This is a genomic window from Umezawaea sp. Da 62-37 (assembly GCF_032460545.1).
Classification (GTDB): domain Bacteria; phylum Actinomycetota; class Actinomycetes; order Mycobacteriales; family Pseudonocardiaceae; genus Umezawaea.
The window spans coordinates 5,383,509-5,405,284 of sequence record NZ_CP135965.1 but is presented as its reverse complement, the minus strand read 5'-3'; the positions used below and the strand labels follow the sequence as shown (position 1 = coordinate 5,405,284).

At 70.3% G+C, this 21,776-nt stretch carries 20 protein-coding genes and 1 pseudogene; 9 read left to right on the top strand and 12 right to left on the bottom strand.

Features of this window, described 5'->3' with window-relative positions; all coding sequences use genetic code 11:
• Positions 1 to 39: 39 nt before the first annotated feature.
• From RM788_RS24695 to RM788_RS24665, 7 genes are all read right to left on the bottom strand, one after another.
• On the bottom strand, positions 40 to 1,203 hold the full coding sequence (locus RM788_RS24695) for a nitric oxide synthase oxygenase (RefSeq protein WP_399344683.1): 1,164 nt from the start codon (positions 1,201 to 1,203) through the stop codon (positions 40 to 42).
• A 147-nt stretch (positions 1,204 to 1,350) separates the two neighbouring features.
• A complete protein-coding gene (gene trmB / locus RM788_RS24690) occupies positions 1,351 to 2,004 on the bottom strand; it encodes a tRNA (guanosine(46)-N7)-methyltransferase TrmB (RefSeq protein ID WP_315934745.1) in 654 nt (217 codons plus the stop codon).
• A 105-nt stretch (positions 2,005 to 2,109) separates the two neighbouring features.
• Complete coding sequence (locus tag RM788_RS24685; RefSeq protein ID WP_315934127.1) at positions 2,110 to 2,568, bottom strand: hypothetical protein; 459 nt, start codon at positions 2,566 to 2,568, stop codon at positions 2,110 to 2,112.
• A 509-nt stretch (positions 2,569 to 3,077) separates the two neighbouring features.
• Positions 3,078 to 3,980: an ATP-binding cassette domain-containing protein gene (locus RM788_RS24680; RefSeq protein ID WP_315934126.1), complete on the bottom strand. Its 903-nt coding sequence runs from the start codon at positions 3,978 to 3,980 to the stop codon at positions 3,078 to 3,080.
• 35 nt (positions 3,981 to 4,015) lie between these two features.
• The gene (locus tag RM788_RS24675) at positions 4,016 to 4,768 is read right to left on the bottom strand and encodes an ABC transporter permease (protein WP_315934125.1); all 753 of its coding nucleotides are present in this window, start codon (positions 4,766 to 4,768) and stop codon (positions 4,016 to 4,018) included.
• 203 nt (positions 4,769 to 4,971) lie between these two features.
• Entirely contained in the window at positions 4,972 to 5,733 is a 762-nt protein-coding gene (locus tag RM788_RS24670; protein ID WP_315934124.1) for a hypothetical protein, read from the bottom strand.
• A gap of 4 nt (positions 5,734 to 5,737) precedes the next feature.
• The gene (locus RM788_RS24665) at positions 5,738 to 6,649 is read right to left on the bottom strand and encodes an ABC transporter ATP-binding protein (protein WP_315934123.1); all 912 of its coding nucleotides are present in this window, start codon (positions 6,647 to 6,649) and stop codon (positions 5,738 to 5,740) included.
• 219 nt (positions 6,650 to 6,868) lie between these two features.
• Here RM788_RS24665 and RM788_RS24660 point away from each other — a divergent pair, with 219 nt between their 5' ends.
• Complete coding sequence (locus tag RM788_RS24660) at positions 6,869 to 7,303, top strand: PPOX class F420-dependent oxidoreductase (RefSeq protein WP_315934122.1); 435 nt, start codon at positions 6,869 to 6,871, stop codon at positions 7,301 to 7,303.
• 19 nt (positions 7,304 to 7,322) lie between these two features.
• On the opposite strand, the gene RM788_RS24655 is transcribed toward RM788_RS24660, so the two are convergent.
• Positions 7,323 to 8,126, bottom strand: coding sequence for an HAD family hydrolase (locus tag RM788_RS24655; protein ID WP_315934121.1), 804 nt, complete (start codon positions 8,124 to 8,126; stop codon positions 7,323 to 7,325).
• Positions 8,127 to 8,179: 53 nt separating this feature from the next.
• Between RM788_RS24655 and RM788_RS24650 the strand changes: the two genes are divergently transcribed.
• From RM788_RS24650 to RM788_RS24640, 3 genes and pseudogenes are all read left to right on the top strand, one after another.
• Entirely contained in the window at positions 8,180 to 8,752 is a 573-nt protein-coding gene (locus tag RM788_RS24650; RefSeq protein WP_315934120.1) for a TetR/AcrR family transcriptional regulator, read from the top strand.
• Entirely contained in the window at positions 8,752 to 9,666 is a 915-nt protein-coding gene (locus tag RM788_RS24645; protein WP_315934119.1) for an SDR family oxidoreductase, read from the top strand. Before RM788_RS24650 ends, RM788_RS24645 begins: the two co-directional genes overlap by 1 nt.
• Before the next feature lie 837 nt (positions 9,667 to 10,503).
• Positions 10,504 to 10,752, top strand: a pseudogene (locus RM788_RS24640) (hypothetical protein); the annotation flags it as partial.
• Between the two features lie 57 nt (positions 10,753 to 10,809).
• Here RM788_RS24640 and RM788_RS24635 read toward each other — a convergent pair.
• The 3 genes from RM788_RS24635 to RM788_RS24625 all read right to left on the bottom strand — a co-directional run bounded on the left by RM788_RS24635 (position 10,810) and on the right by RM788_RS24625 (position 13,518).
• Positions 10,810 to 11,466 (bottom strand): response regulator, encoded by a 657-nt coding sequence (locus tag RM788_RS24635; RefSeq protein WP_315934118.1) that lies wholly within the window; start codon positions 11,464 to 11,466, stop codon positions 10,810 to 10,812.
• 177 nt (positions 11,467 to 11,643) lie between these two features.
• Positions 11,644 to 12,804, bottom strand: a complete 1,161-nt coding sequence (locus RM788_RS24630; protein ID WP_315934744.1) for a sensor histidine kinase — start codon at positions 12,802 to 12,804, stop codon at positions 11,644 to 11,646.
• A 219-nt stretch (positions 12,805 to 13,023) separates the two neighbouring features.
• Entirely contained in the window at positions 13,024 to 13,518 is a 495-nt protein-coding gene (locus RM788_RS24625; protein ID WP_315934117.1) for a hypothetical protein, read from the bottom strand.
• Positions 13,519 to 13,626: 108 nt separating this feature from the next.
• Between RM788_RS24625 and RM788_RS24620 the strand changes: the two genes are divergently transcribed.
• The 5 genes from RM788_RS24620 to RM788_RS24600 all read left to right on the top strand — a co-directional run bounded on the left by RM788_RS24620 (position 13,627) and on the right by RM788_RS24600 (position 20,311).
• A complete protein-coding gene (locus RM788_RS24620; RefSeq protein ID WP_315934116.1) occupies positions 13,627 to 15,159 on the top strand; it encodes a dynamin family protein in 1,533 nt (510 codons plus the stop codon).
• Complete coding sequence (locus tag RM788_RS24615) at positions 15,156 to 15,542, top strand: nucleotide exchange factor GrpE (protein WP_399344674.1); 387 nt, start codon at positions 15,156 to 15,158, stop codon at positions 15,540 to 15,542. The genes RM788_RS24620 and RM788_RS24615 overlap by 4 nt, the downstream gene beginning before the upstream one ends.
• Positions 15,539 to 17,368 carry a dynamin family protein gene (locus RM788_RS24610; RefSeq protein WP_315934115.1) on the top strand — a complete coding sequence of 610 codons (1,830 nt, stop codon included), beginning with the start codon at positions 15,539 to 15,541 and terminating at the stop codon, positions 17,366 to 17,368. Before RM788_RS24615 ends, RM788_RS24610 begins: the two co-directional genes overlap by 4 nt.
• A gap of 69 nt (positions 17,369 to 17,437) precedes the next feature.
• On the top strand, positions 17,438 to 18,139 hold the full coding sequence (locus RM788_RS24605) for a DUF6802 family protein (RefSeq protein ID WP_315934114.1): 702 nt from the start codon (positions 17,438 to 17,440) through the stop codon (positions 18,137 to 18,139).
• Positions 18,140 to 18,499: 360 nt separating this feature from the next.
• Positions 18,500 to 20,311: a phosphoenolpyruvate carboxykinase (GTP) gene (locus RM788_RS24600; protein WP_315934113.1), complete on the top strand. Its 1,812-nt coding sequence runs from the start codon at positions 18,500 to 18,502 to the stop codon at positions 20,309 to 20,311.
• A 147-nt stretch (positions 20,312 to 20,458) separates the two neighbouring features.
• On the opposite strand, the gene RM788_RS24595 is transcribed toward RM788_RS24600, so the two are convergent.
• On the bottom strand, positions 20,459 to 21,739 hold the full coding sequence (locus RM788_RS24595) for a pyroglutamyl-peptidase I (protein WP_315934112.1): 1,281 nt from the start codon (positions 21,737 to 21,739) through the stop codon (positions 20,459 to 20,461).
• Positions 21,740 to 21,776: the final 37 nt, after the last annotated feature.

Below are 21,776 nucleotides of genomic sequence, written 5' to 3'. Positions count from 1 at the left end.
GCAGCGCTGAGGAATCCGCTGGGAATCACCGGCGTGTGATTATCGGGAATCGTCGGAGTGCAGGCCGCTCGACCGGTCGTTGTGGTGCTTGAGGAGTTCCGCCAAACGGCCTGGGGACTGCGGCCGGGTGGTTTCGCTTTCCGATGGGGAAAACCGCGCTGGGCCACCGGTGCGCGCCCGTTGCGCCGAACCGGGGTCGAGGCGGAACGTCGGGCGGTTGCCGCTGTGCCGCTGCCTGGCGCGCAACCACGACAGCCGGTGCTGCGATTCGGTGTGGTGGTCGGTGATGGTGACCTCGGCGCGGTCGAACGAGTGCAGCACCGCGCGGTTCAGCTCGACCACGGCGCGGTCGCGCCACAGCGTGCGCTCCGAGGTCGTGTCCAGGCCGAGCGCCCGCGCGACCGGCTTGGCGGCGGCGTAGCCGTTCTCGTCGCCGAGGCTGCGGGTGCCGATCTCGGACCCGACGAACCACGAGTTGAACGGCGCCGCGGGGTAGCTGACGCCGCCGATGGACAGCCGCATGTTGCCGATCACCGGGACGGCGTGCCAGCGCAGCCCGAGACCGCCGAACCAGGGCAGGTCGGGGTGCTCGATCGGCACCTCGTGCACCACCTCGGGAGGCAGCTCGAACAGCCGCGGCCCCTCGTGCGCGGTCTCCACGACCAGCGGCAGCACGTCGAACCGGCTGCGCATGGTCGGGGCCTTCCAGCCCATGCCCAGCACCGCCTCGGTGAACGCCGCGTAGCGCGGGTCGCCGATGCCGTCGGAGTACCCGGCGTAGCGGATGAGCTGCTCGTTCCAGACGCACGGACCGGGCCCGGACGGCGAGTCCGGCGCGAACACCGTGACCAGCGGGCGGATCTCCCCGCCGTTGGTGGCCACCCGGAGGTGTTCGACGCACTCGCCCGCCACGGCGGCGGCGTTGCGGAAGCCGCGCAGGTCGCGCACCTTCAACCTGCGCCACGGCAGCCCGCTGGTGCACCAGCCGCTGTCGCGCATCGCGATCCGCGCGCCGTAGGACAGCTCCTGTGCGGTGTGCCGGTAGGTACCGGTCTCCGCCGCTTCCGCACGCACGGCCGCCAGCCGGGTGCCGATGGCGCCCGCCTCGGGGTGTGCGATGTGGAACATGCGGAGGAATCCCTCCGCGGCATCGAGGTCTACTGCCTCGGGGAGCGCTCTGACTCCGTTGTGGACTGCGGTCACGGTCGGTAACCGTAGTTGCGGAGCGTCTTCACACGTCACTGCCAGACGGGGCACTCCGGGTGATCAACAAGCATCACCCGGTTCAGCGATGCTGAAACCCTCAGTGGTGGCACATCGACCACTGGGAGTCGTGCCTTGAGTACACGGTCAGGTGAGCGTGTTGCGCAAGAACATCAGATCGTGGCTGATCCGGCCTTCTTCGACAGCGCGCTGTTCGAACTTCGTGATCGGCCGCCACTCGGGGCGCGGCGCCCACCCGCCGGGCTCGTCCGCGTGCGGGTTGTCGAGCTTCGGCTCGGCCGAGCAGACCGCCATCATCTGGTCGGCGTAGTTCTCCCAGTCGGTCGCGAGGTGCAGCATCCCGCCGGGCACCAGGCGCGAGGACAGCAGCGAGATGAACTCCGGCTGCACGAGGCGGCGCTTGTGGTGCTTCTTCTTGGGCCACGGGTCCGGGAAGAAGATCCGCACCCCGGACAGCGAGGCCTCGGGGACGTGCTCGGTGATCAGGTCGACCGCGTCACCGCGCAGCAGGCGCAGGTTGTCGACCTCGAGGAGTTCGGCGCGCAGGATCAGCATCGCCAGGCCGGGCTTGTAGACCTCGGCGGCCACGTAGTTGACGTCCGGGGCGTCGGCGACCAGCTGCGACGTGGTCTCGCCCATGCCCGAACCGATCTCCAGCAGCACGGGCGCGTCCCGGCCGAACCAGCCGGCGAAGTCCAGCGGGCCGTCGGGCAGGTCCTTCACGTCCCGGCCGAGGCGCTCCCAGTGCGCGTCCCACGCCTTCTGCTGGCCGACCGTCATCCGCTCGCCGCGTTGGACGAAGCTGACGATGGACCGGTGGTTCGGCGGGGTCTGCTGGCTGGGGGTCACGACCGCACAGCCTACAAAGCCCCGCCGAAGCACACGTCAGGCGATGTTCTCCAGGTCCTCGATCTGCTCGCGCAGGTCGGCCGCGGTGAACGCGATCGGCTGCTGGAGACCCAGTCCGCGGTGCACCGGGAGCAGATCGACCCAACCGGGGTGCAGATCGGTGAACTGCACGGTCGTCGGTTCGGAGGGTCCGTACACGCCGCTCTCGGACGGCACGAACTCCCAGTAGCCGACTTCGCCCTCCGACGCCCAGGGCACGTAGACCCAGCCGGGACGGGAGATCAGCAGTTCGGTCACCTCGTCCTCGACGGCGAAGCCGGCGGCGCGGGAGGGCAGCTTGCCCCGGTGCAGCGCTCGGAGCCACCACGGGGAGGGCGGGTTCTGGGTGACGGTGTGCACGGCGCGGAACAGCGACAGCACCTGTTCCTCGTCGGCGCGGTGGATCCACGAGCGCCGGTGGTCGGCAGGACTCAGCGCGAGGTTGAGGGTGTTCATGGCTTCGATGGCGTGTGACCATTCGAGGCCCACCATGGGCTCGACTCGCACACCGTGTGCACGAGGCCGGGCAGTTCTGGTGGCCGGGGATCCGGCGGCCGGGTTGGGGTCCAGCACCGTCACGGGTTCACCTCCGCGGAGTTCCTAGACGGGGGATATCCGATCGCGGACGCGGCCACACCTGGTGAGCACTGCGTTGTGCCTGGACCTGCGCGCGATTCGTACCTCCCATCTGAGCCTGTGCGGGAGCGCTTGTCATGGAGCTGTGCTGGAGTTCACGTGCTGTTAACGGATGTCTCGCCGCTGTCGTCCTCCGCACCCTTCTTGAAACATGACCGACACGGAATATTCGTGGTGAAACCCACTGTGTGAAAGGCGCCACTTTAAGGTTTGAAGTGCGGAGACGTGGTTCCGCGAGTGCGCGCGGAGCAGTCCGAGCGGAGACCGCGCCACGTAATCCCGCGGTCTCGCGCGGCAAATGCGGGGGCTTTTCCGAGCACGCGTCCGGGCTAGGCGCCGTGGTATTCCACCGACTCCTTCGTCAGCTGCATGAAGGCCTCCTCCAGCGAACCGCGGGTCGGGCTCAGCTCGTGCAGCACGACGCCGTTCGCGGCGGCCAGTTCGCCGATCGAGGCGGGGTCCATGCCGTGCACGACCAGAGCGCCGTCGACCGCGTCGTCGGTGACCGTCGCCGAGCCGCCCAGCAGCTCGCGCAGCTTCTCCGCGTGCGGCGACCGCACCCGGACGCTGTCCTCGGTGGCGTCCTTGATGAACTGCGCCGTGCTCGTCTGGGCGATCAGCCTGCCCTTGCCGATCACGATCAGGTCCTGCGCGGTCTGCGCCATCTCCGACAGCAGGTGGCTCGACACCAGCACGGTCCGGCCCTCGCCCGCGAGCCGGTGCATGAACTGGCGGATCCAGACGATGCCCTCGGGGTCGAGGCCGTTCACCGGCTCGTCGAACAGCAGCACCTTCGGGTCGCCGAGCAGCGCGCCCGCGATGCCGAGCCGCTGCGCCATGCCCAGCGAGAAGCCGCCCGCGTTGCGCTGGGCGACGGCGGTGAGCCCGACCATCTCCAGCACCTCGTCGACGCGCTGGTAGGAGATGTGGTTGGACTTGGCGAGCCAGCGCAGGTGCGACCGGGCGGAGCGGTTGGGGTGCACCCACTTCGCGTCGAGCAGCGCGCCGACGGTCCCCAGCGGGCGCTTGAGCTCGACGTACCGCTTGCCGTCGATGAGCGCGCGGCCCTTGTTCGGGGTGTCCAGGCCCAGGATCATCCGCATGGTGGTGGACTTGCCCGCGCCGTTCGGCCCGAGGAAACCCGTCACGCGGCCGGATTCGACGGTGAACGACAGGTCGTCGACGGCGACCGTCGTGCCGTAGTGCTTGGTGAGTCCCGCGGCTTCGATCATGACCACTCCGATCAGGTCGGTGGTGCGCGAACGGTTCAGGCGTCCCGCTTCTTGGCCACCACGAGGGCCACGACCAGCAGGCCGACGCAGATGGCCGCGAAGTAGGCCAGCGAGCCCCAGGGCCCGAAGGGGTAGTCGGCGCCGTCGCCCTCGGTGAGGAACGACTCGTTGCCCGCGTTCTGGAAGTTGGTCGCGTTCTGGAACGGCAGCCAGCGCTGGATCTTCGAGCCGAGCGTGGGGATGAGCCCGACCAGGCTCTCCGCCAGCATCGTGTAGACCAGCAGGATCGCGACGGCGCCCGCGGTCTGGCGCACCAGGATCCCCACGGCGACGGCCAGCACGGCGGCGAGCGCGAACACGAGGCCGGTGCCCGCGACGCCGCGCCACTCCGCGGCCGAGTCGATCGCCATGTCGGCGTCGGGCTTGATCAGCTTGCCGACGCCCCAGGCGCCGAACGCGACGACCTCGCCGACGAGGGCCGCGAGCAGCGCCACGACGACGGTCTTGGCCAGCAGCGCCTGCACGCGGCCGGGCACGGCGAGGAAGGTGGCGCGGATCGTGCCGAACCGGTATTCGGTCGTGACGGCCAGCGCGGCCATCACCATGATCACGACCATGCCGAAGTTGCTGAAGCCCTGCGACACCGACACCGTCAGCGGGAACCGGTCGTCGGTGTTGGCCGCGATCACGGCGGCCAGGCCGATGGTGAGCGCGGTGGCGAGCGCCATGCACCACCACGGCGAGCGGGTGCTGAAGAGCTTGATCCGTTCGACTGCGAGCAGGGTCACTGGTTCACTTCCCGGTCCTGGTGCGGCTGCCGCGGTGTGCCGGACCACCGTCGCGCATTCCGGTGATCTTCGCGATCCGAGACGAGGAAGGAGCTCGGACCACCACCCCGAGAGGCGATCCGAGCTCCTTCTCCCCCGTTCCGACCGCGAGCGACCCCGATGCGCCCGCCCGGCCGGATCCGTTCATCCCGACGCGTCCCCTGCTACGCGTCCCGCCGCTTCGCGACGACGAGCGCCACGACCAGCAGACCGACACCGATGGCCGCGAAGTAGGCCAGCGATCCCCATGGGCCGAACGGGAAGTCCAGTTGCGGCGGGCCCCCCGGCCCGTCGGTGACCGGCGCGCCGTCGGCGGTCCGGAAGTTGTTCGCGTGCATGAAGGGCAGCCAGCGCTGGATCTTCACGCCGAGCGTCGGGATCAGCCCGATCAGGTTCTCCACCAGCATCGTGTAGACCAGCAGGATCGCCACGGCGCCCGCGGTCTGCCGGACCAGGATGCCGACCGCCACCGCGAGGATCGCGGCGATCAGGAACACCAGGCCGGTGCCCGCGACGTTGCGCCACTCCGCGGTGGAGTCGATCGCCAGGTCGGCGCCGGGCTTGATCAGCTTGCTGATCCCCCAGGAGCCGAACGCGACGACCTCGCCGACGACGCCCGCGAGCAGCGCCACGACGGCGGCCTTGGCGACCAGGGCCCCGGTCCGGCCGGGCGCCGCGAGGAAGGTGGCGCGGATCGTGCCGAACCGGTATTCGGTCGTGGCGGCCAGCGCGGCCATCACCATGATCACGATCATGCCGAAGTCGGTGAAGCTCTGGGTGACCCCCACGTTGAGCGGGAACTGGTCACCGGTGTTGGCCGCGATCAGCGACGCGAAGCCGATGGTGAGCGCGGTGGCGAGCGCCATGCACCACCACGGCGAGCGGGTGCTGAAGAGCTTGATCCGTTCGACTGCGAGCAGAGTCATCGATTCACTTCCCCATCTCGGCGTGGTACTCGACGGAATCGCCGGTCAGCTGCATGAACGCCTGCTCCAGCGAACCGCGCTGCGGGCTCAGCTCGTGCAGCACCACGGCGTTGGCGCCCGCGATGTCGCCGACCTGGTCGCTGGTCGCGCCGGTGACCGACAGCGAGCCGTCGTCGTCCGTGCGGACCGTGTACCCCTTGTCGACCAGCAGCGGCCCGAGCTTGCTCGCCTGCGGGCTGCGCACCAGGACGCTGTTCTCCGTGGCGCGCTCGATGAACTCCGTCGTGCTGCTCTGCGAAATGATCTTGCCCTTGCCGATGACCACCAGGTCCTGCGCGGTCAGCGCCATCTCCGACAGCAGGTGGCTCGACACCAGCACGGTGCGGCCCTCCGCGGCCAGGCCCTGCATGAACTGCCGGATCCAGAGGATGCCCTCCGGGTCGAGGCCGTTCACCGGCTCGTCGAACAGCAGCACCCGCGGGTCCCCGAGCAGCGCCCCCGCGATGCCCAACCGCTGCGCCATGCCCAACGAGTAGCCGCCGGCCCGCCGCTTCGCGACCGCCGTGAGGCCGACCATCTCCAGCACCTCGTCGACCCGACGGGCGGGAAGCCCGTTCGACTTCGCCAGCCACTGCAGGTGCGCCCGCGCGGAGCGGTTGGGGTGCACCCACTTGGCGTCGAGCAGCGCGCCGACGGTTCGCAGTGGACGGTCGAGCTGCGCGTACGGCTTGCCGTCGATGAGCGCCTTGCCGCTCGTCGGGCGGTCGAGCCCGAGGATCATCCGCATGGTGGTGGACTTGCCCGCGCCGTTGGGCCCGAGGAATCCCGTCACCCTGCCGGGAGCGATGGTGAAGGACAGGTCGTCCACCGCCACCGTGTTCCCGTACCGCTTGGTGAGGCCGATCGCCTCGATCATGTTCTCTCCCCTGGCGGCGCCTGCCGCTTCCCCTGGTTGATGGATCACAGCCTGCCGCTCCGCAGGGGACGACCGCATCGGTCTGTAGTTGGTTGTTCGGTGCGACTTCAGTCTTACTGTGTCCGATACCTCGGTCGTAGCAATCGGTGGTCACCCTGAGTCGTCCCCTAGGTGTTTCCCGATTTCTCTCAGGGACGGAGGGCTCTACGGTGTGCGGTCATGGGTTACACCGACGCTCCTGAAGGCTGGTGGCGCGAGTTCGTCTCGGCGACGCCCGCGAAGACCGGCAAGCTCGCGGTCGTCCGCAAGGACGGTTCACCGCACGTCTCCCCGGTGTGGGTCGACCTCGACGGCGGCACGCTGGTCTTCACCACCAACACCGGGTCGATCAAGGGCAAGTCCATCGCCCGCGACGGCCGCGTGTCGATCTGCTTCGACGACGAGCTGCCGCCGTTCGCGTTCGCCACGATCAGCGGCAGGGCCGAGATCGACGACGACCGCGAGCAGGTCGAGTACTGGACCGGCCGCATCGGCGCCCGGTACATGGGCGACCACCGCGCCGACGAGTACGCCGAGCGCAACGGCGTGCCCGACGAGGTCGTCGTGCGGCTGCGGGACGTCGAGGTCGTGGCCAAGCTCGACGTGGCGGAGTAGGCCCTGGGCGGAGTGGGTCCTAGGCCGGGAAGAACCGGTCGAGCACCTGCGCGGCGCCGTCGTCGAAGATCGTGCCGGTGACGGCGTCCGCGGCCTCCTGGACGGTCGCGGGCGCCTGTCCCATCGCGACGCCGTGCGCGGCCCAGCGCAGCATCTCCACGTCGTTGTGCCCGTCGCCGATCGCCAGCGTGTCCTCGGCGGACACCCCGAGCCGGATCCGCAGCTCCTCCAGTTCGGCCCCCTTGGTCACGCCGAGGGGGCCCGCCGTCAACCACGCGATCGAGTGGTCCACGGTCCAGTCCGCCCCCGGCAGCTCGACGTCCAGCAGCCGCAGCGCCATCTCCTCCGGCGTGTGGTCCAGCCACCGGACGACCAGCCGGGGCGTCGGCTCGGCGACGAACTCGGCCAGGTCCACCTCGCGCAGCTGCCCCCACAGGTTGCCGTCGGGGAAGCGGCCGTACACGAGGTTGCCGACGCCGGTCACCTCGGCGCCGTAGACCGCGCCCGGCAGCAGGTCGAGCAGCCTGTCCACGACCACGCCGACGTCGAACGCCGTGCACTTCACCACCGTCGCCGTCGCCGTGTCCCACCAGACCGCGCCGTTGGAGCACAGCACCGTGGTGTTCTCCAGCCCGAGGCTGTCGATGACCCTCCTCGTCCCCATGAGGGACCGCCCGGTCGACAGCACCACGTGCGTCCCGTGGCCCACCGCCCGGTCGATGGCCGCGCGCACGGCGGGGGCCAGTTCGTTCTCCCCCATCCGGGCGATGGTTCCGTCGATGTCGAGTGCGATGAGCCGCGGGCGCCAGTTCGGTGTGGTCACTGCGTCAAGACTAGTACTGGCCCCCATTAATGAACCATGGTTCAATAACCGCCGTGGCCAGACCGAAGACGATCACCGACGAACGGCTCCTCGACGCGACCGCGGTCCTGGTCGGCAGGAAGGGGCCGGGGTTCACGCTCGCGGAGGTCGCGGCGGAGGCGGGTGTCTCGGTCGGCACGATCGCGCAGCGGTTCGGCTCCAAGAGCGGACTGCTCCAGGAGGTCAGCAGGACGGCGACCCGGATCGCGGTGGCCAGGATGCGGGCCGCGGCGACGGCGGCCGTCGATCCGGCGGACGGCCTGCGGGCCGCGCTGCTCACGCTGTTCGGCGAGCTGGCCGACCCGGAGGTGGCGGCGAACAGCCTCGCCCAGCTCGGGGTGGACCTGGTCGACCCGAGCCTGCGCGCGCTGCTGGTCGAGCACTTCACGGCCGTCGAGGACGAGCTGCGCGACCTGGTGCGCGCCGCCGCGCTGCCCGGCGCGCCGGATCCGGCGCTCGCCGCGCGGGTGCTCGCCGGGTTGGTCAACGGCATTTCGATGGACTGGTCGATCCGGCCGCGCGGCGCGTTCGCCGACCGGATCGCCGAAGACGTGGACTCGGTGCTGGGGATGTGGAGGAAGGCCTGATGGACAAGCCGTTGAAGGACAGGGTGGCCGCGGTCACCGGTGCGACGAGGGGAGCGGGCAGGGCGATCGCGGTGGAGCTGGGCGCGGCGGGCGCGACGGTGTTCGTCGGCGGCCGGACGACGCGGGGGAGCAGGTCGCCGATCGGCAGGCCCGAGACGATCGAGGAGACGGCGGAGCTGGTGACCGCCGCCGGGGGCCGGGGCATCGCGATCCGCTGCGACTTCACGGTCCCCGCGGACGTGGACGCGTTCCGAGCCCGGATCGAGTCCGAAGTGGACGGGCGGCTCGACGTCCTCGTCGACGACGTCTGGGGCGGTGAGCAGGGCGTCGAGTTCAAGCCGTTCTGGGAGGCCGACCTGGAGCGGCAGCTCGGGATGTGGCGCAACAGCATGGAGGCGCACCTCGTGGCGCTGCACAGGCTCCTGCCGCTGGTGATCCGGCGGCCGGGCGGGCTGGTGGTCGAGGTGACCGACGGCGACGCCGACACCCAGTACTCCGGCATGCTCGCGTACGACTCGGTGAAGGCGGGCGTCCGGCGGCTCGCGTACGCGCTCGCGAAGGACCTGGAACCGCACGGCGGCACGGCGGTCGCGGTGACGCCGGGATTCCTGCGGTCCGAGCAGATGCTGGAGACCTTCGGCGTCACCGAGGAGAACTGGCGGGACGCCATCGCCAACGAGCCGCACTACGTGATGGCGGAGACGCCGCACTACCTCGGACGCGGGGTGGCCGCGCTGGCGGCGGACCCGGACCGGGCCCGCTTCACCGGCCAGTGCCTGTCGTCCTGGTCGCTCATGCACACCTACGGGGTCACCGACCTCGACGGCAGCAAGCCGGACTGGGGTCGCTGGAACGTCGACGTGGTGTCGACTGGGACCGCTCCCACCAGCGTGGATGCCTCGGTCTACCGGTAGTTGACCTCCACAGGTTTCCGCCACTGGTCTGAACCAGGCGTCGTGGTCGTCCGTAGGCCGGATTACGCGACGAAAGGAAGTGACGGCATGAGCCGACGGATGCCCGAGGTAGCGCGAAAGCGGCGCTGGACGATCGCTGCCGGACTCCTGGTGGTGGTGGGAGCGGGTGCCGGGTCGGCGTTCGCCATGGGCGGTGGCGCCGCTACCACGGCCGCCTGCCAGGGCCAGAACCTGACGTTCTTCTCCGACAGCGCGGCGCCGGGGGTGACCAGCAACCAGTTCGCGGTGGGCACCCAGCTCAAGATCACGAACCTGGACAACGGCAAGTCCACGACGGTGCCGGTCACCGGTGTCTCCGGCAGCTGCGCGCTGTTGAACACCGCGGCGATGGACCAGGTCCGCGAGGCGGGCAAGAACGTGATCCGGAACAACAAGGTCGAGGTCGTCAGCGGTGGCGGCGCGGCGCAGCCCGCCGCGGGTCAGCCCGTCGCCCAGCCCGCGCCCGCCGCGGGCGGGACGGTGTGCCCCGGCAACCTGACGTTCTTCTCGGACAGCGCCGCGCCCGGCGTCACGAGCAACCAGTTCGCGGTCGGCACCCAGCTGAAGATCACGAACCTGGACAACGGCAAGTCCACGACGGTTCCGGTCATCGGCCCGGCGGCCAGCTGCGCGCTGCTGAACACCGCGGCGATGGACCAGGTCCGCGAAGCCGGCAAGAACGTGATCCGCAACAACACCGTCCAGGTCGTCGGCGGTGCGGCGGCCCAGCCCACCGCAGGCCGGCCCGCGGCGGCCAACCCGCCCGCCGCCAACCCGCCCGCCGCGCAGCCCGCGACCGGCCAGGTCGTCTGCGCGGGTTCGACGGTCACGCTCTCCGGTGAGGGCGGCGCGCCCGGCGCCAGCAGCAGCCAGTTCCCGGTCGGCACCCAGCTGAAGATCACGAACCTGGACAACAACAAGTCCACGACGGTCAGCGTCACCGGTGTCTCGGGCAGCTGCGCCCTGCTGAACAACGCGGCGTTCGAGCAGGTCCGCGAGCCGGGCAAGTTCCTGATCCGCAACGCCCGCATCGAGAAGGTCGGCTAGACCGCCAGGTCCGGTCGGTGGCGTGACGCGTAACGCCACCGACCGGGTTCGGGGGGACTACACGTCCCCCGGACGAACCAGACCGGTCTCGTAGGCGAGCACCACCGCCTGGACCCGGTCCCTGATCTCCAGCTTCGCCAGGATCCGACCGACGTGCGTCTTCACCGTCGCCTCGGACAGGAACAGCTTCCGGGCGATCTCCGTGTTGGACAGGCCCTTCGCGATCAGCACCAGCACCTCGCGCTCCCGCTCGGTGAGCACGTCCAGCACCGCCGCGTCGCGCAGCTCGCCACCGCTCTCCCCGAGGAACCGGCTCAGCAGCCGCTTCGTCACGCTCGGGGAGACCACGGCGTCGCCGCTGGCGACCGCGCGCAGCGCCGACACCAGGTCACCGGGCGGGGTGTCCTTCAGCAGGAACCCGCTGGCCCCGTTGCGCAGCGCGGACAGCGCGTACTCGTCCATGTCGAACGTGGTCATCACCAGCACCTTGGACGTGCCCGCCTCGGCGATCCTCTTGGTGGCCTCGACGCCGTCCAGCACGGGCATCCGGACGTCCATCAGCACGACGTCGGGCCTGAGCTGGTCGGCGAGCTGCACCGCGTCGAGCCCGTCCGCGGCCTCGCCGACGACGTCGATGTCGGGTTGGGCGCCCAGCACCATGCGGAAACCCATGCGCATGAGCTCTTGGTCGTCGACGAGCAGTACTCGGATCACAGCGCTCACCCTAGGGCCTGTTTTGCCAGTCCGTGTTCGCGACAGCCGGGCCTGAGGCGGCCCCTGGGGGCACGGCCGAACGGGCCACGTACAACAGCGGTACGCGGCCCGTTCGGCCGCACCGCCAGGAACCACCTCAGGCGCGACTCCAATCGAACGAGACTGGCGAAACAGGCCCTAGGACGCGATCAGCGGGAGCACGGCGCGAACCCGCCAGCCACCGCCGGGATTGGGGCCCGCGTCGAGCGTGCCGCCGAGCACACCGGCCCGTTCGCGCATGCCGATGAGACCGTTGCCGCCGGACACCGCGACCAGGTCGTGCGGTGTGCCGTACCCGTCGTCGGTCACCTCGATCACCACCTTCTCGCCGGTGCGCAGCACCTTCACCACCGCGCTAGCGCCGCTGCCCGCGTGCTTGAGCGTGTTGGTCAGCGCCTCCTGGACGATCCGGTAGATGCTCAGGCCGAGGCCGACCGGCAGCTGGTCGACGTCACCGGTGATCTCCAACCGGACCGGCAGCCCCGCTGCCCGGCAGTTCTCGGCCAGGTTCGCCAGCTCGCGGGCGTCCGGCTGCGGCGCCCACTGGGTGCCCGACTGGTCCTCGCTGCGCAGCACGCCGAGCAGCCTGCGCAGCTCCGTCAACGCCTGCCTGCCCGTGTCCGAGATCGTCTTCACGGCGGCCTCCGCCAGTTCCGGCTTCGTGCGGATCGCGTACCCGGCGCCGTCGGCCTGCACGACCATCACGCTCACCGCGTGCGCGACCACGTCGTGCAGCTCGCGGGCGATCCGCGACCGCTCCTCGCCGACCGCGATCCTGGCCTGCTGGTCGCGCTCGGTCTCCAGCAGCTTGAGCCGCTGCTCCAACTCCGAGTGGTAGGCCCGCCGCGCCCCGACGAACGAGCCGAGCGCCCAGCTGAACCCGAAGATCGCGGCGACCAGGATCGTGAGGAACACCGCGGGCGTGGGATCGGCGATCCGCCACACCGCCCAGATGAGCGTCCCGACGAACAGACCCATCGTGTAGAGCAGCGCGGGCTGCCTCCCCACGTAGGCCACGACCGTGTACAGGGCGATGGCCAGCGCGAGATCACCCGCCCGCACCGGCAGGCCGTCCTCGAGGCCGCCGTGCGTCATCAGCTGGAGGAACCCGCCGAGCAGGATGAGGTAGCTGCTGCCCAGCGGGTACTTGCGGCGGAACGCCACCGGCGCGGTGAGCAGCAGCCCGACCAGGAAGATCGCCCCGTTGGACACCCGGTCGTTGCTCGCGAACGAGGTCAGGTCGGCCAGGAACAGCAGCCCGGCGATCAGGGAGTCCCCGAACACCGGGTGCGCTCGCATCCACAGGCTCAACCGCTGCACGACAGCAAGATTAGGTACCCGGCGAACCACGCGCGTCGCGCCACGGGTTGAACGTGCGTACGCCTCCAGGCTGATTGCCGGCCCCGGCGCAGGACCGGGCCGCCGGGCCCGAACGCGCTCAAGGCCGCCGCGGCGGAGTTCGCCGGGGCGGCCTTGAGGGATCGGGGTGGACGACGCGGTCGCGGCGGTCCGGGCCGCCTACCTGCCCGAGTAGGGCTTCACCGGAGGCTCGACGTCGACCTCGGGAGTGGTGTCGACGGGCTTGCGGAAGGACCGGGGGGTGCGGGTCTCGACGCGCGCCTCGGGGATGCCCTGGTGCCGTTCGTCGAACTGGCGGTGCTCCTCGGCCATCTCGTCGACCATCGCCTGCTGGATCTGCCGGTCGCGGATGCGGGCCAGGATCGCCATGGTCGCGCCGTGCGCCACCGCGAGCAGCAGCAGCACGATGCCCAGGCGCCACACCACGTCCTTGACGGGGTCGCCGGTGTCGATGTCCATGGTCGAGATCAGCAGGAGGACACCCAGGACGACGAGGTGGAACAGCACCGCGACGAGCCGGTTCATGGATCGCGCGGACTCCGCGTTCCCGTAGGCCTTGGTCAAGTAGCCCCGACCGCTGAAGTAGATCAGCTGCCCGTCGATCACGACGAGCACGACCCCCAGCAGCAGGAAGACGGCGTAGCTCTGGTCCATCGGACTGGCTCCCTCCGCGAACGAACGTCCGGTCACCGACTACCCACGCCGAGTGGTCTGGAAACGAACGGGCACCGCGGTTCACACCGTCGTGGCACGATTTGCCGCGTGACCACGGCTACGGGGCGACAACTGGCCGGACCGCTCTCGGCCGCGGTCGCGAACCTGTGCGTCTCGTTGCAGCCGCAGGTGTCCCCGGAGACCGCCGCGGGGTTCCGCGAGGTGCTGCGCAGGCTGTCCGCGCCGCTCCAGGTCGCGATCGCGGGCCGGATAAAGTCCGGTAAGTCGACGCTGGTCAACGCCCTGATCGGCCGCCGGGTCGCGCCGACCGCGGTCGGCGAGTGCACCCGGCTGGTCACCCGGTTCCAGTACGGCACGGTCGACCGGATCGAAGTGATCTTCACCGACGGCCGCAAGCAGGTGCTGCCGTTCGACGCGGACGGGATGATCCCCGCCTCGCTCGGCGTCGACGTGGAGCAGGTGTCGCACATCGAGGCGTACCTCACCAACGCGGTGCTGCGGGACCTGACCGTGATCGACACCCCCGGTCTCGGCTCGCTGGACGCCGCGTCGGTCGCCCGCACGGAGGCGCTGCTCGGCGCGGCGGGCGACCTGGACCCGGTGTCCCGCAACGCGGTCGCGGGCGCGGAGGCCGTGCTCTACGTCGTGACGCAGGGCGTGCGGGCGGACGACCACCAGGCGCTGGCGGCGTTCACGGCGGCCACCGCGAGCCGGGAGGCCGGGCCGGTCAACGCGATCGCCGTGCTGAACAAGGCCGACACCATCGCGCCCGAGTCGGTCGAGGGCTCCGACGGCGACACCTGGAAGGCCGCGCTGCTGATCGCGGAGAAGCAGGCGCAGATCCTCAAGCCGAGGGTCGCCGACGTGCTGCCGGTGATCGGCCTGGTCGCCGAGTCCGCCGAGACCGGCGGGTTCACCTCGACCGACGCGGACGCGCTGCGCAAGATCGCCGAGCTGGACGCCGCGACGCTCGAGATGATGCTGATGTCGACCGACCTCTTCACCAGCTGGGACTGCGAGGTCCCGACGGGCGTGCGGGTGCGGCTGATGGAGCGGCTCGACCTCTACGGCGTGCGGTGCGCGCTGACCGCGCTGGCCGCCGAACCCGCGATCACCGCGGGCGCGCTGCGGCGCAAGCTCCTCGACTCCTCCGGCCTGGACGGCGTGCGCGCCAAGCTGAACGCGGTGTTCCGCGTCCGCGCCGACGGCATCAAGGCCGCCGCCGCGCTCGCGTCGGTTACGGCGCTGGCCCAGGCGTCCGGCGACGCGGGCGAGCGGCAGCGGGTGCACAACGCGATCGAGGTGCTGCTGGCCAAGCCCGAAGCGCACCAGCTGCGGCTGCTGGAGGCGTTGACGCTGGTCACCTCCGGCGCGGTCGCGATGCCCGCCGAACTGGCCGAGGAGGTGCTGCGGGTGGGTGGCAGCCCGCACATCCCCGACCAGCTCGGCCTGCGCGGCCGACCGCTGCCCGACCTGGCCGCGTACGCGCTGGAACGGGCGGCCTGGTGGCGTTCTTTCGCCTCGTTCGGGGCCACACCGGCCCAGAGCAGGGTGGCGCACGTGGTGCACCGGGCGTACTTCCTGATCTGGCAGCAACTCCGCGGCGGGGGGCAGCGATGAGCGTGGACGGAACCGACGCGGTGGCGACCGCGTCGCAAGCCGATGTGGCGGCACCAACGATGGACACGATCGGTGACGAACTCCTGGACCAGGCGCTGGCCGAACGGCGCGCGCTGGTGAAGCTCTGCCTCTACGCCCTGGACCGCGCCCGCAGCGCCGGTGTCGTGGAGCGCATCGAGGAGGCGCTCGCCTCCGTCGGCGTGCGGGCCGTGCGCCCCGACGGCGATCGCTTCGACCCGTCGCGGCACGAGGCGGGCGGCACCGTGCCCACCGACGACCCGGCGCTGGACGGCGTGGTCGCCGAGACCGAGGTGGTCGGGTTCACCGACCGCGAGCGCACCCTGCGACCGCCGATCGTCACGGTCTACACGGCGAGGACATGACCTTGACGCTGCCGCAGACCGTCAAGCAGGCGAGGGAGAAGCTGACCGCGCTGGTCCGCGAGATCGATCCGAAGGCGGCGGACTGGGTCGACCAGGTCCGCGCCGTCCGCGACCGCACGCCCAGCGTGGTCGTCGTCGGCGAGACGAACCGCGGCAAGAGTTCGCTGGTCAACGCCCTGCTGGCCACACCGGGCCTGTCGCCGGTCGACGCCGAGGTCGCCACCAGCACCTACCTCGTCTTCCAGCACGGCGAGCGGTGGGCCAGCCGCGCCTGCTACCCCGGCGTGCTCGAACCCGTGCCGTTCGAGCCGTCCGAGCTGGTCAACTGGGTGTCCGCCGCGCACGACCTGCCCGAGGGCGAGCTGCCGCCCCGGTACGTCGAGGTCGACGGGCCGGTGCCGCTGCTGGAGCGGATGTCCGTCGTGGACACCCCCGGCGTCGGCGGCCTGGACACCGTGCACGGCGAATTGGCCGTCGAGGCCGCCGCGTCCGCCACCGCGCTGCTGTTCGTGGTCGACTCGTCGGCCCCGTTCACCAAGGGCGAGCTGGCGTTCCTGCACAGCGTCGGCGAACGCGTGGAGACCGTCGTGTTCGCGCTGACCAAGACGGACCAGTACCGGGGGTGGCGCGAGCTGCTCGACGCCAACAAGGCGCTGCTGTCCGAGCACGCGCCGAGGTTCGCCGACGCCGTCTTCCACCCCGTGTCCGCGCGGATGTTCGAGATGGCGGGCAAGGCCCCGAACCCCGACGCCGCCGCCATGCTGCGGGAGCGGTCCGGCATCGCCGCCCTCCAGGCCGCGTTGCAGGAACTGGTCGTCGGCCGCGCCTCGATGCTCGCCGAGGCGAACGCGCTGCGCGCGCTGACCACCGTGCTGGCCGAGTTCGACGTCCGGCTCGCGGGCGAGCAGCGGGCGCTGAGCACCGGCGAGGAGGAGGCCGAGGTGCTGCGCGCGCGGCGCGAGGAGCTGAACTCCCAGCGCCGGTCGTCCACCAGGGGCTGGCAGCTCAAGCTGCGCGGCGAGGTCCAGCGGGCCCGCGTCGAGTGCGCGCACGAGGTCAGCAGGCAGATGCGCGACGTGCAGAGCTGGTTCCGCCAGGCCATCGACGTCGCCGACCGCGAGGCGCTGGCGAAGCTGCCCGAACAGGTCGACGCCGCGCTCCAGGTGGTGTCCGGCAGGTTGAGCGCGTTGTTGGCCAGCCGGTTGTCCCAGGTCACCGACACCTCGCTGGCCGAACTGTTCTCCCCCGACGAACTGGCCGTCATCCGCTCCCAGTTCGCCCGCGGCCCGCACCAGCCGGTCGTGCTGCGCCCGCCGGACAAGCGCCCCCCGACCGCCGAGGACAAGCTGCTGGTGTTCATGGGCGTCTCCGGCGGCCTCGGCGCGGGCCGCCTCGCCGTGCTGCCGCTGGCGGGTTTCGGCGTCGCCGCCCTGAACCCGATCGTCCTGCCGGTCACCGTCGTCCTCGGCCTCGGCGCGGGCTGGTGGATGGCCAGGACCCGCAAGCACACGGCCGACAAGCAGCACCTCAAGCAGTGGCTCTCCGACGCCATCGCCGACGCCCGCTCCACCGTCGACCAGATCGTCGCCGAACAGCTGATCGTCGCCGAACAACACCTGTCCCTCGCCCTCGACGACGCCCTCAGCAAGCGCGTCGAAGCCATCGAGGTCGAACTCCGCGACGTCGACAAGGCCCTCCGCATGGAGGCGGGCGAACGCGGCCGCGAACTCCAGACCGTCACCCGCCGCCAGTCCGAGATCAGGTCCGGTCGCGCGCTGGCCGACCAGCTCCTGGGACGGATCCGCACGGTTCGGGACCGCGTGTGACCACCCCCTCGGAACCGAACAGGCCTACCGTGGGTCCTACCGGTACGCAACACGTTGGAGGGTGACCCGGTGTACATCGACGAGAACGGCGGAGCCAACGGCGAGCTCAAGGTCACCGTCGAGGGCGAGGAGTACACCGCCGAGACGACCTTCGACCTGGACAGCGACGGCATCGAGGACAGCGCGGTCGTGGAGACCGACGACGGTGGGCACCTGGCGTTCACCGACACCGACCACGACGGCGACGCTGACCTGATGAGCACGTTCGACCACGACGGCAAGCTGGTCGCGCAGGCCCGGTTCGACGACCACTCCGGTGAGTGGATCGCGGTGGACCCGACCGACGCGCACGAGCAGACGAACACCAACGCGGGTCGCACGATGGTCGTGGACACGGACACCGGCGACCAGAACGTCGGTGTGCCGACCGAGGACACCGACGGCGACGGCCGGGCCGACACGGCCGTGGTGAAGGACGAGGACGGCGACACCTGGCTGTTCACCGACTCCGACGGCGACGGCAAGGCGGACCTGGCCACCGAGATCACCCGGTCGGGTCAGGTGACGATGACCGAGCACACCGGCGAGGACACCTGGACCGAGGTGGAGCGCGGGCACATCGACTCGAACGGCAAGTACGTGGCGGACAGCAAGAGCGGGGTGCTGTCGGAGTCCGACGACGTGTGGGTGGAGCACGACGAGCCGTTCGGCTCGGTGTCCGGGGTCGTGCGAATCGATTCCACGACGGGTCAGTGGATCAGTCCGAACTGAATCCAACGGAAATGCTCATTGGCCTAGACCATTGAGAGCGCTTCCATACTTCGCAGGGAAAAGCGGGCCCCGTGTGGCGATCAACGCACACGGGGCCCTTGCTTTTCCCCGATCAAAGCGCAGGTCACAGTCGGCGGCTTGGTAAACGGGTGCTGAATCGATTCCAGAATCGGTCTTGTGAGGGAGCCGACAGGTCAGGTGCCGGTAACCGGGGATTGACCCGGCTAGCCTCGGGCCATCCCCTTCGCAGAACGTCCGGTTCTCCCGGACGTTGTGGAGCTATTTCCGAGGACGTTGTCGTCCCATGCCGGGCGACGACGTCCGTGTGGGCCTGTGGCGCTAGTCAGGAGACGAGACGAGATGACGGCAGTGACCATTCCCGGTCTCGACAAGGCACCTACCAACCATGCTGGCCTGCTGTCCTGGGTCCGCGAAGTCGCCGAACTGACCTGTCCGGACGAGGTCGTGTGGGCCGACGGAACCGACGCGGAATGGACACGGCTCACCGGAAAGCTAGTGGACGCCGGGACTTTCGTGCCCCTCAAGAAGAAGCAGAACTCGTTCTGGGCGGCGTCCGACCCGACCGATGTCGCGCGGGTCGAGGAGCGCACCTTCATCTGTTCGCTGGACGAGGCCGACTCCGGCCCCACGAACAACTGGATGGACCCTTCGGAGATGAAGGCCATCATGACCGAGCTCTACCGGGGCTCGATGCGCGGCCGCACGATGTACGTCATCCCGTTCTGCATGGGCCCGCTCGAAGCCGATGAACCCATGCTGGGCGTGGAGATCACCGACTCCGAATACGTCGTCGTCTCCATGCACATCATGACCCGCATGGGCGACAAGGCGCTCGCGAAGTTCGGCGAGGACGCCAAGTACGTGAAGGCGCTGCACTCGATCGGCGCGCCGCTCGAGGACGGCCAGGCCGACGTGCCGTGGCCGTGCAACGACACGAAGTACATCACCCAGTTCCCCGAAGAGCGGATGATCTGGTCGTTCGGCTCGGGCTACGGCGGCAACGCCCTGCTGGGCAAGAAGTGCTACTCGCTGCGCATCGCCTCGGTGATGGCGCGCGACGAGGGCTGGCTGGCCGAGCACATGCTGATCCTCAAGCTGACCTCGCCGGAGAACAAGGTCTACTACGTCGCCGCGGCGTTCCCGTCGGCGTGCGGCAAGACGAACCTGGCGATGCTGGAGCCCACCATCCCCGGCTGGAAGGTCGAGACGCTCGGCGACGACATCGCCTGGATGCGCTTCGGCGAGGACGGCCGCCTGTACGCGGTGAACCCGGAGAACGGCTTCTTCGGCGTGGCGCCCGGCACGGACTACCACACGAACCCGAACGCGATGCGCACCATCGCGAAGGGCAACTCGCTGTTCACCAACGTCGCGCTGACCGACGACGGCGACGTCTGGTGGGAGGGCATGGGCGAGCCCCCGGCCCACCTGACCTCGTGGAAGAAGCAGGACTGGACGCCGGACAGCGGCGAGCTGTCCTCGCACCCGAACTCCCGCTACTGCACGCCGATCGAGCAGTGCGACATCAAGGCGCCGGAGTGGGACGACCCGAAGGGCGTGCCGATCTCGGCGATCTTCTTCGGCGGCCGCCGCGCCACGACGATCCCGTTGGTCACCGAGTCGCGCGACTGGCAGCACGGCGTGTTCATGGGCGCCACGCTGTCCAGCGAGACGACCGCCGCCGCCACCGGCAAGGTCGGTGTCGTGCGCCGCGACCCGATGGCGATGCTGCCGTTCATCGGCTACAACGCCGGCGACTACTTCAAGCACTGGATCGAGGTCGGCAAGAACGCCGACGCCGCGAAGCTGCCGAAGATCTTCTACGTCAACTGGTTCCGCCGCGGCGAGGACAAGAGCTTCCTGTGGCCCGGTTTCGGTGAGAACTCGCGCGTCCTGAAGTGGGCGATCGAGCGCATCGAGGGCAAGGCCGCCGCCGTGGAGACCCCGATCGGCCACGTGCCGACCGCCGACGCCCTCGACCTGTCGGGCCTGGAGGCGTCGACCGCCGACATCGAGACCTCGCTGGTGGTCGACGTGGACGAGTGGAAGGCCGAGATCCCGCTCATCGAGGAGTGGTTCACCAAGATCGGCGACAAGCTCCCGAGCTCGCTGCGCGACGAGTTCGAGTCCCTCAAGCAACGCCTCGGCTGATGGTGTGAGGCGTGGAGAAGACCCGGTGGCCAGCGTTGTCCACCGGGTCTTCCGCTGTTGTGCACAACTGTGCACAGTGCCTGAACTGCGATGAAGCCGAGTTGTCCACAGCCTGTGCACGGAATTGTGCACAGGCTGTGGAGAGAATCAGACGGTGCCCACGAGCGCCACGGCCTGGTCGGTGATCTCCCGTCGCTGCGCCTCGAACGCGGCGTCGGTCAGCGCCGCCGGGTCGATCGGCTGGGTGAGCACGGGGGTGTGCAGGTGCCCGCCGAGCACGTCGGTCGCGCCGAGGCCGGTCCGTACGCGGTTGGCGCGGTACATGCTCTCGTTGGACAGGTAGTCACCGCCGCCACCGGACGCCGCGGCCGCGCCGGGCGTCGGCTCGTCGCTGCGGCACGACATCGGGCCGGTGCCGGGCGTGCCGACCGGCCACTCGCAGAACGACCTGTTGAGCTGCACCGGGAACGGGCCGGTGCCCGCGTCGATCATCTTCTGGTAGGGCAGCGTGGTCTCGATGAACTCCGTCGCGGGCTGCGGCCAGCCCGCCGCGTCCGGGACGGGGCCGACCGCGGAGGCGTCGTCGTTGTCGGGGAACCCGCCGCGCCAGCGCGACGCCCAGCGCTCGACGTCGAACCGGCCCGGCCTGCCCTGGCTGACCGTCACGAACGCGTCCGGCTTGACCTTGGCCTGCAACGCCGCGCCGTAGACGGACTCGACGACGCCCTCGTCGAACGCCCCCCACAGCACCGGCAGCACCGCGGCCTGCACCACGACCTTGCCCTGCGGGGTGTCGAACACCTTGCCGTCGAGTTGCAGCGCGGTCGCGCCCGCCGGGTTGCCGCGGCGCACGGACGAGCCCTGGAGCTGGAACGGGTCGAAGCCGGTCACGACGATCCGCCGCACGCCGTCCTGCTGCGGGAACTTCACGTCCGACACCCCGCGCGAGGCCCGGTCGACCGACTCGACGAGCCCGGCGCGCGCGGCCGCGTCCAGCCCGAACCGCGGCGACCACTGCCGCAGCGCCCTGGTCAGGTGCAGCCGGGCCCAGTACAGCGGCCGGTCGTCGTAGGCGTCCCAGGTGGTCTGGGTGCTCTGCGCGCGCTTGACCGCCGAACGCCACAGGTCGCCGCCCGCGGTGCTGACTAGCTGGGCGGCGGACCGGGCGGAGGTCGTGCGGCACAGCCGGTCGGCGAACTTCTCGACCGCCGGGGTGAACCCCGCGAGCCGGACCAGTTCCGGTCCGACGGCGGGGCCGCCCGCGACCAGGGTGTCGTCGAGGCGCTGCTCCTCGACGGTCAGGGGAGCGGTGGTGTCGAAGCAGGGAGCCGGAGCGGCGTCCTGGGCGAACGCGACCGCGGGGGTCATGAGCAGGGACAGGGCGACCGCCGCGGGCACGGCGGCGCGCAGCCGGAAGATGTGTGTCACCGTGCGATAGTGGCCGGTCACTCCCAGTGGCGGTACC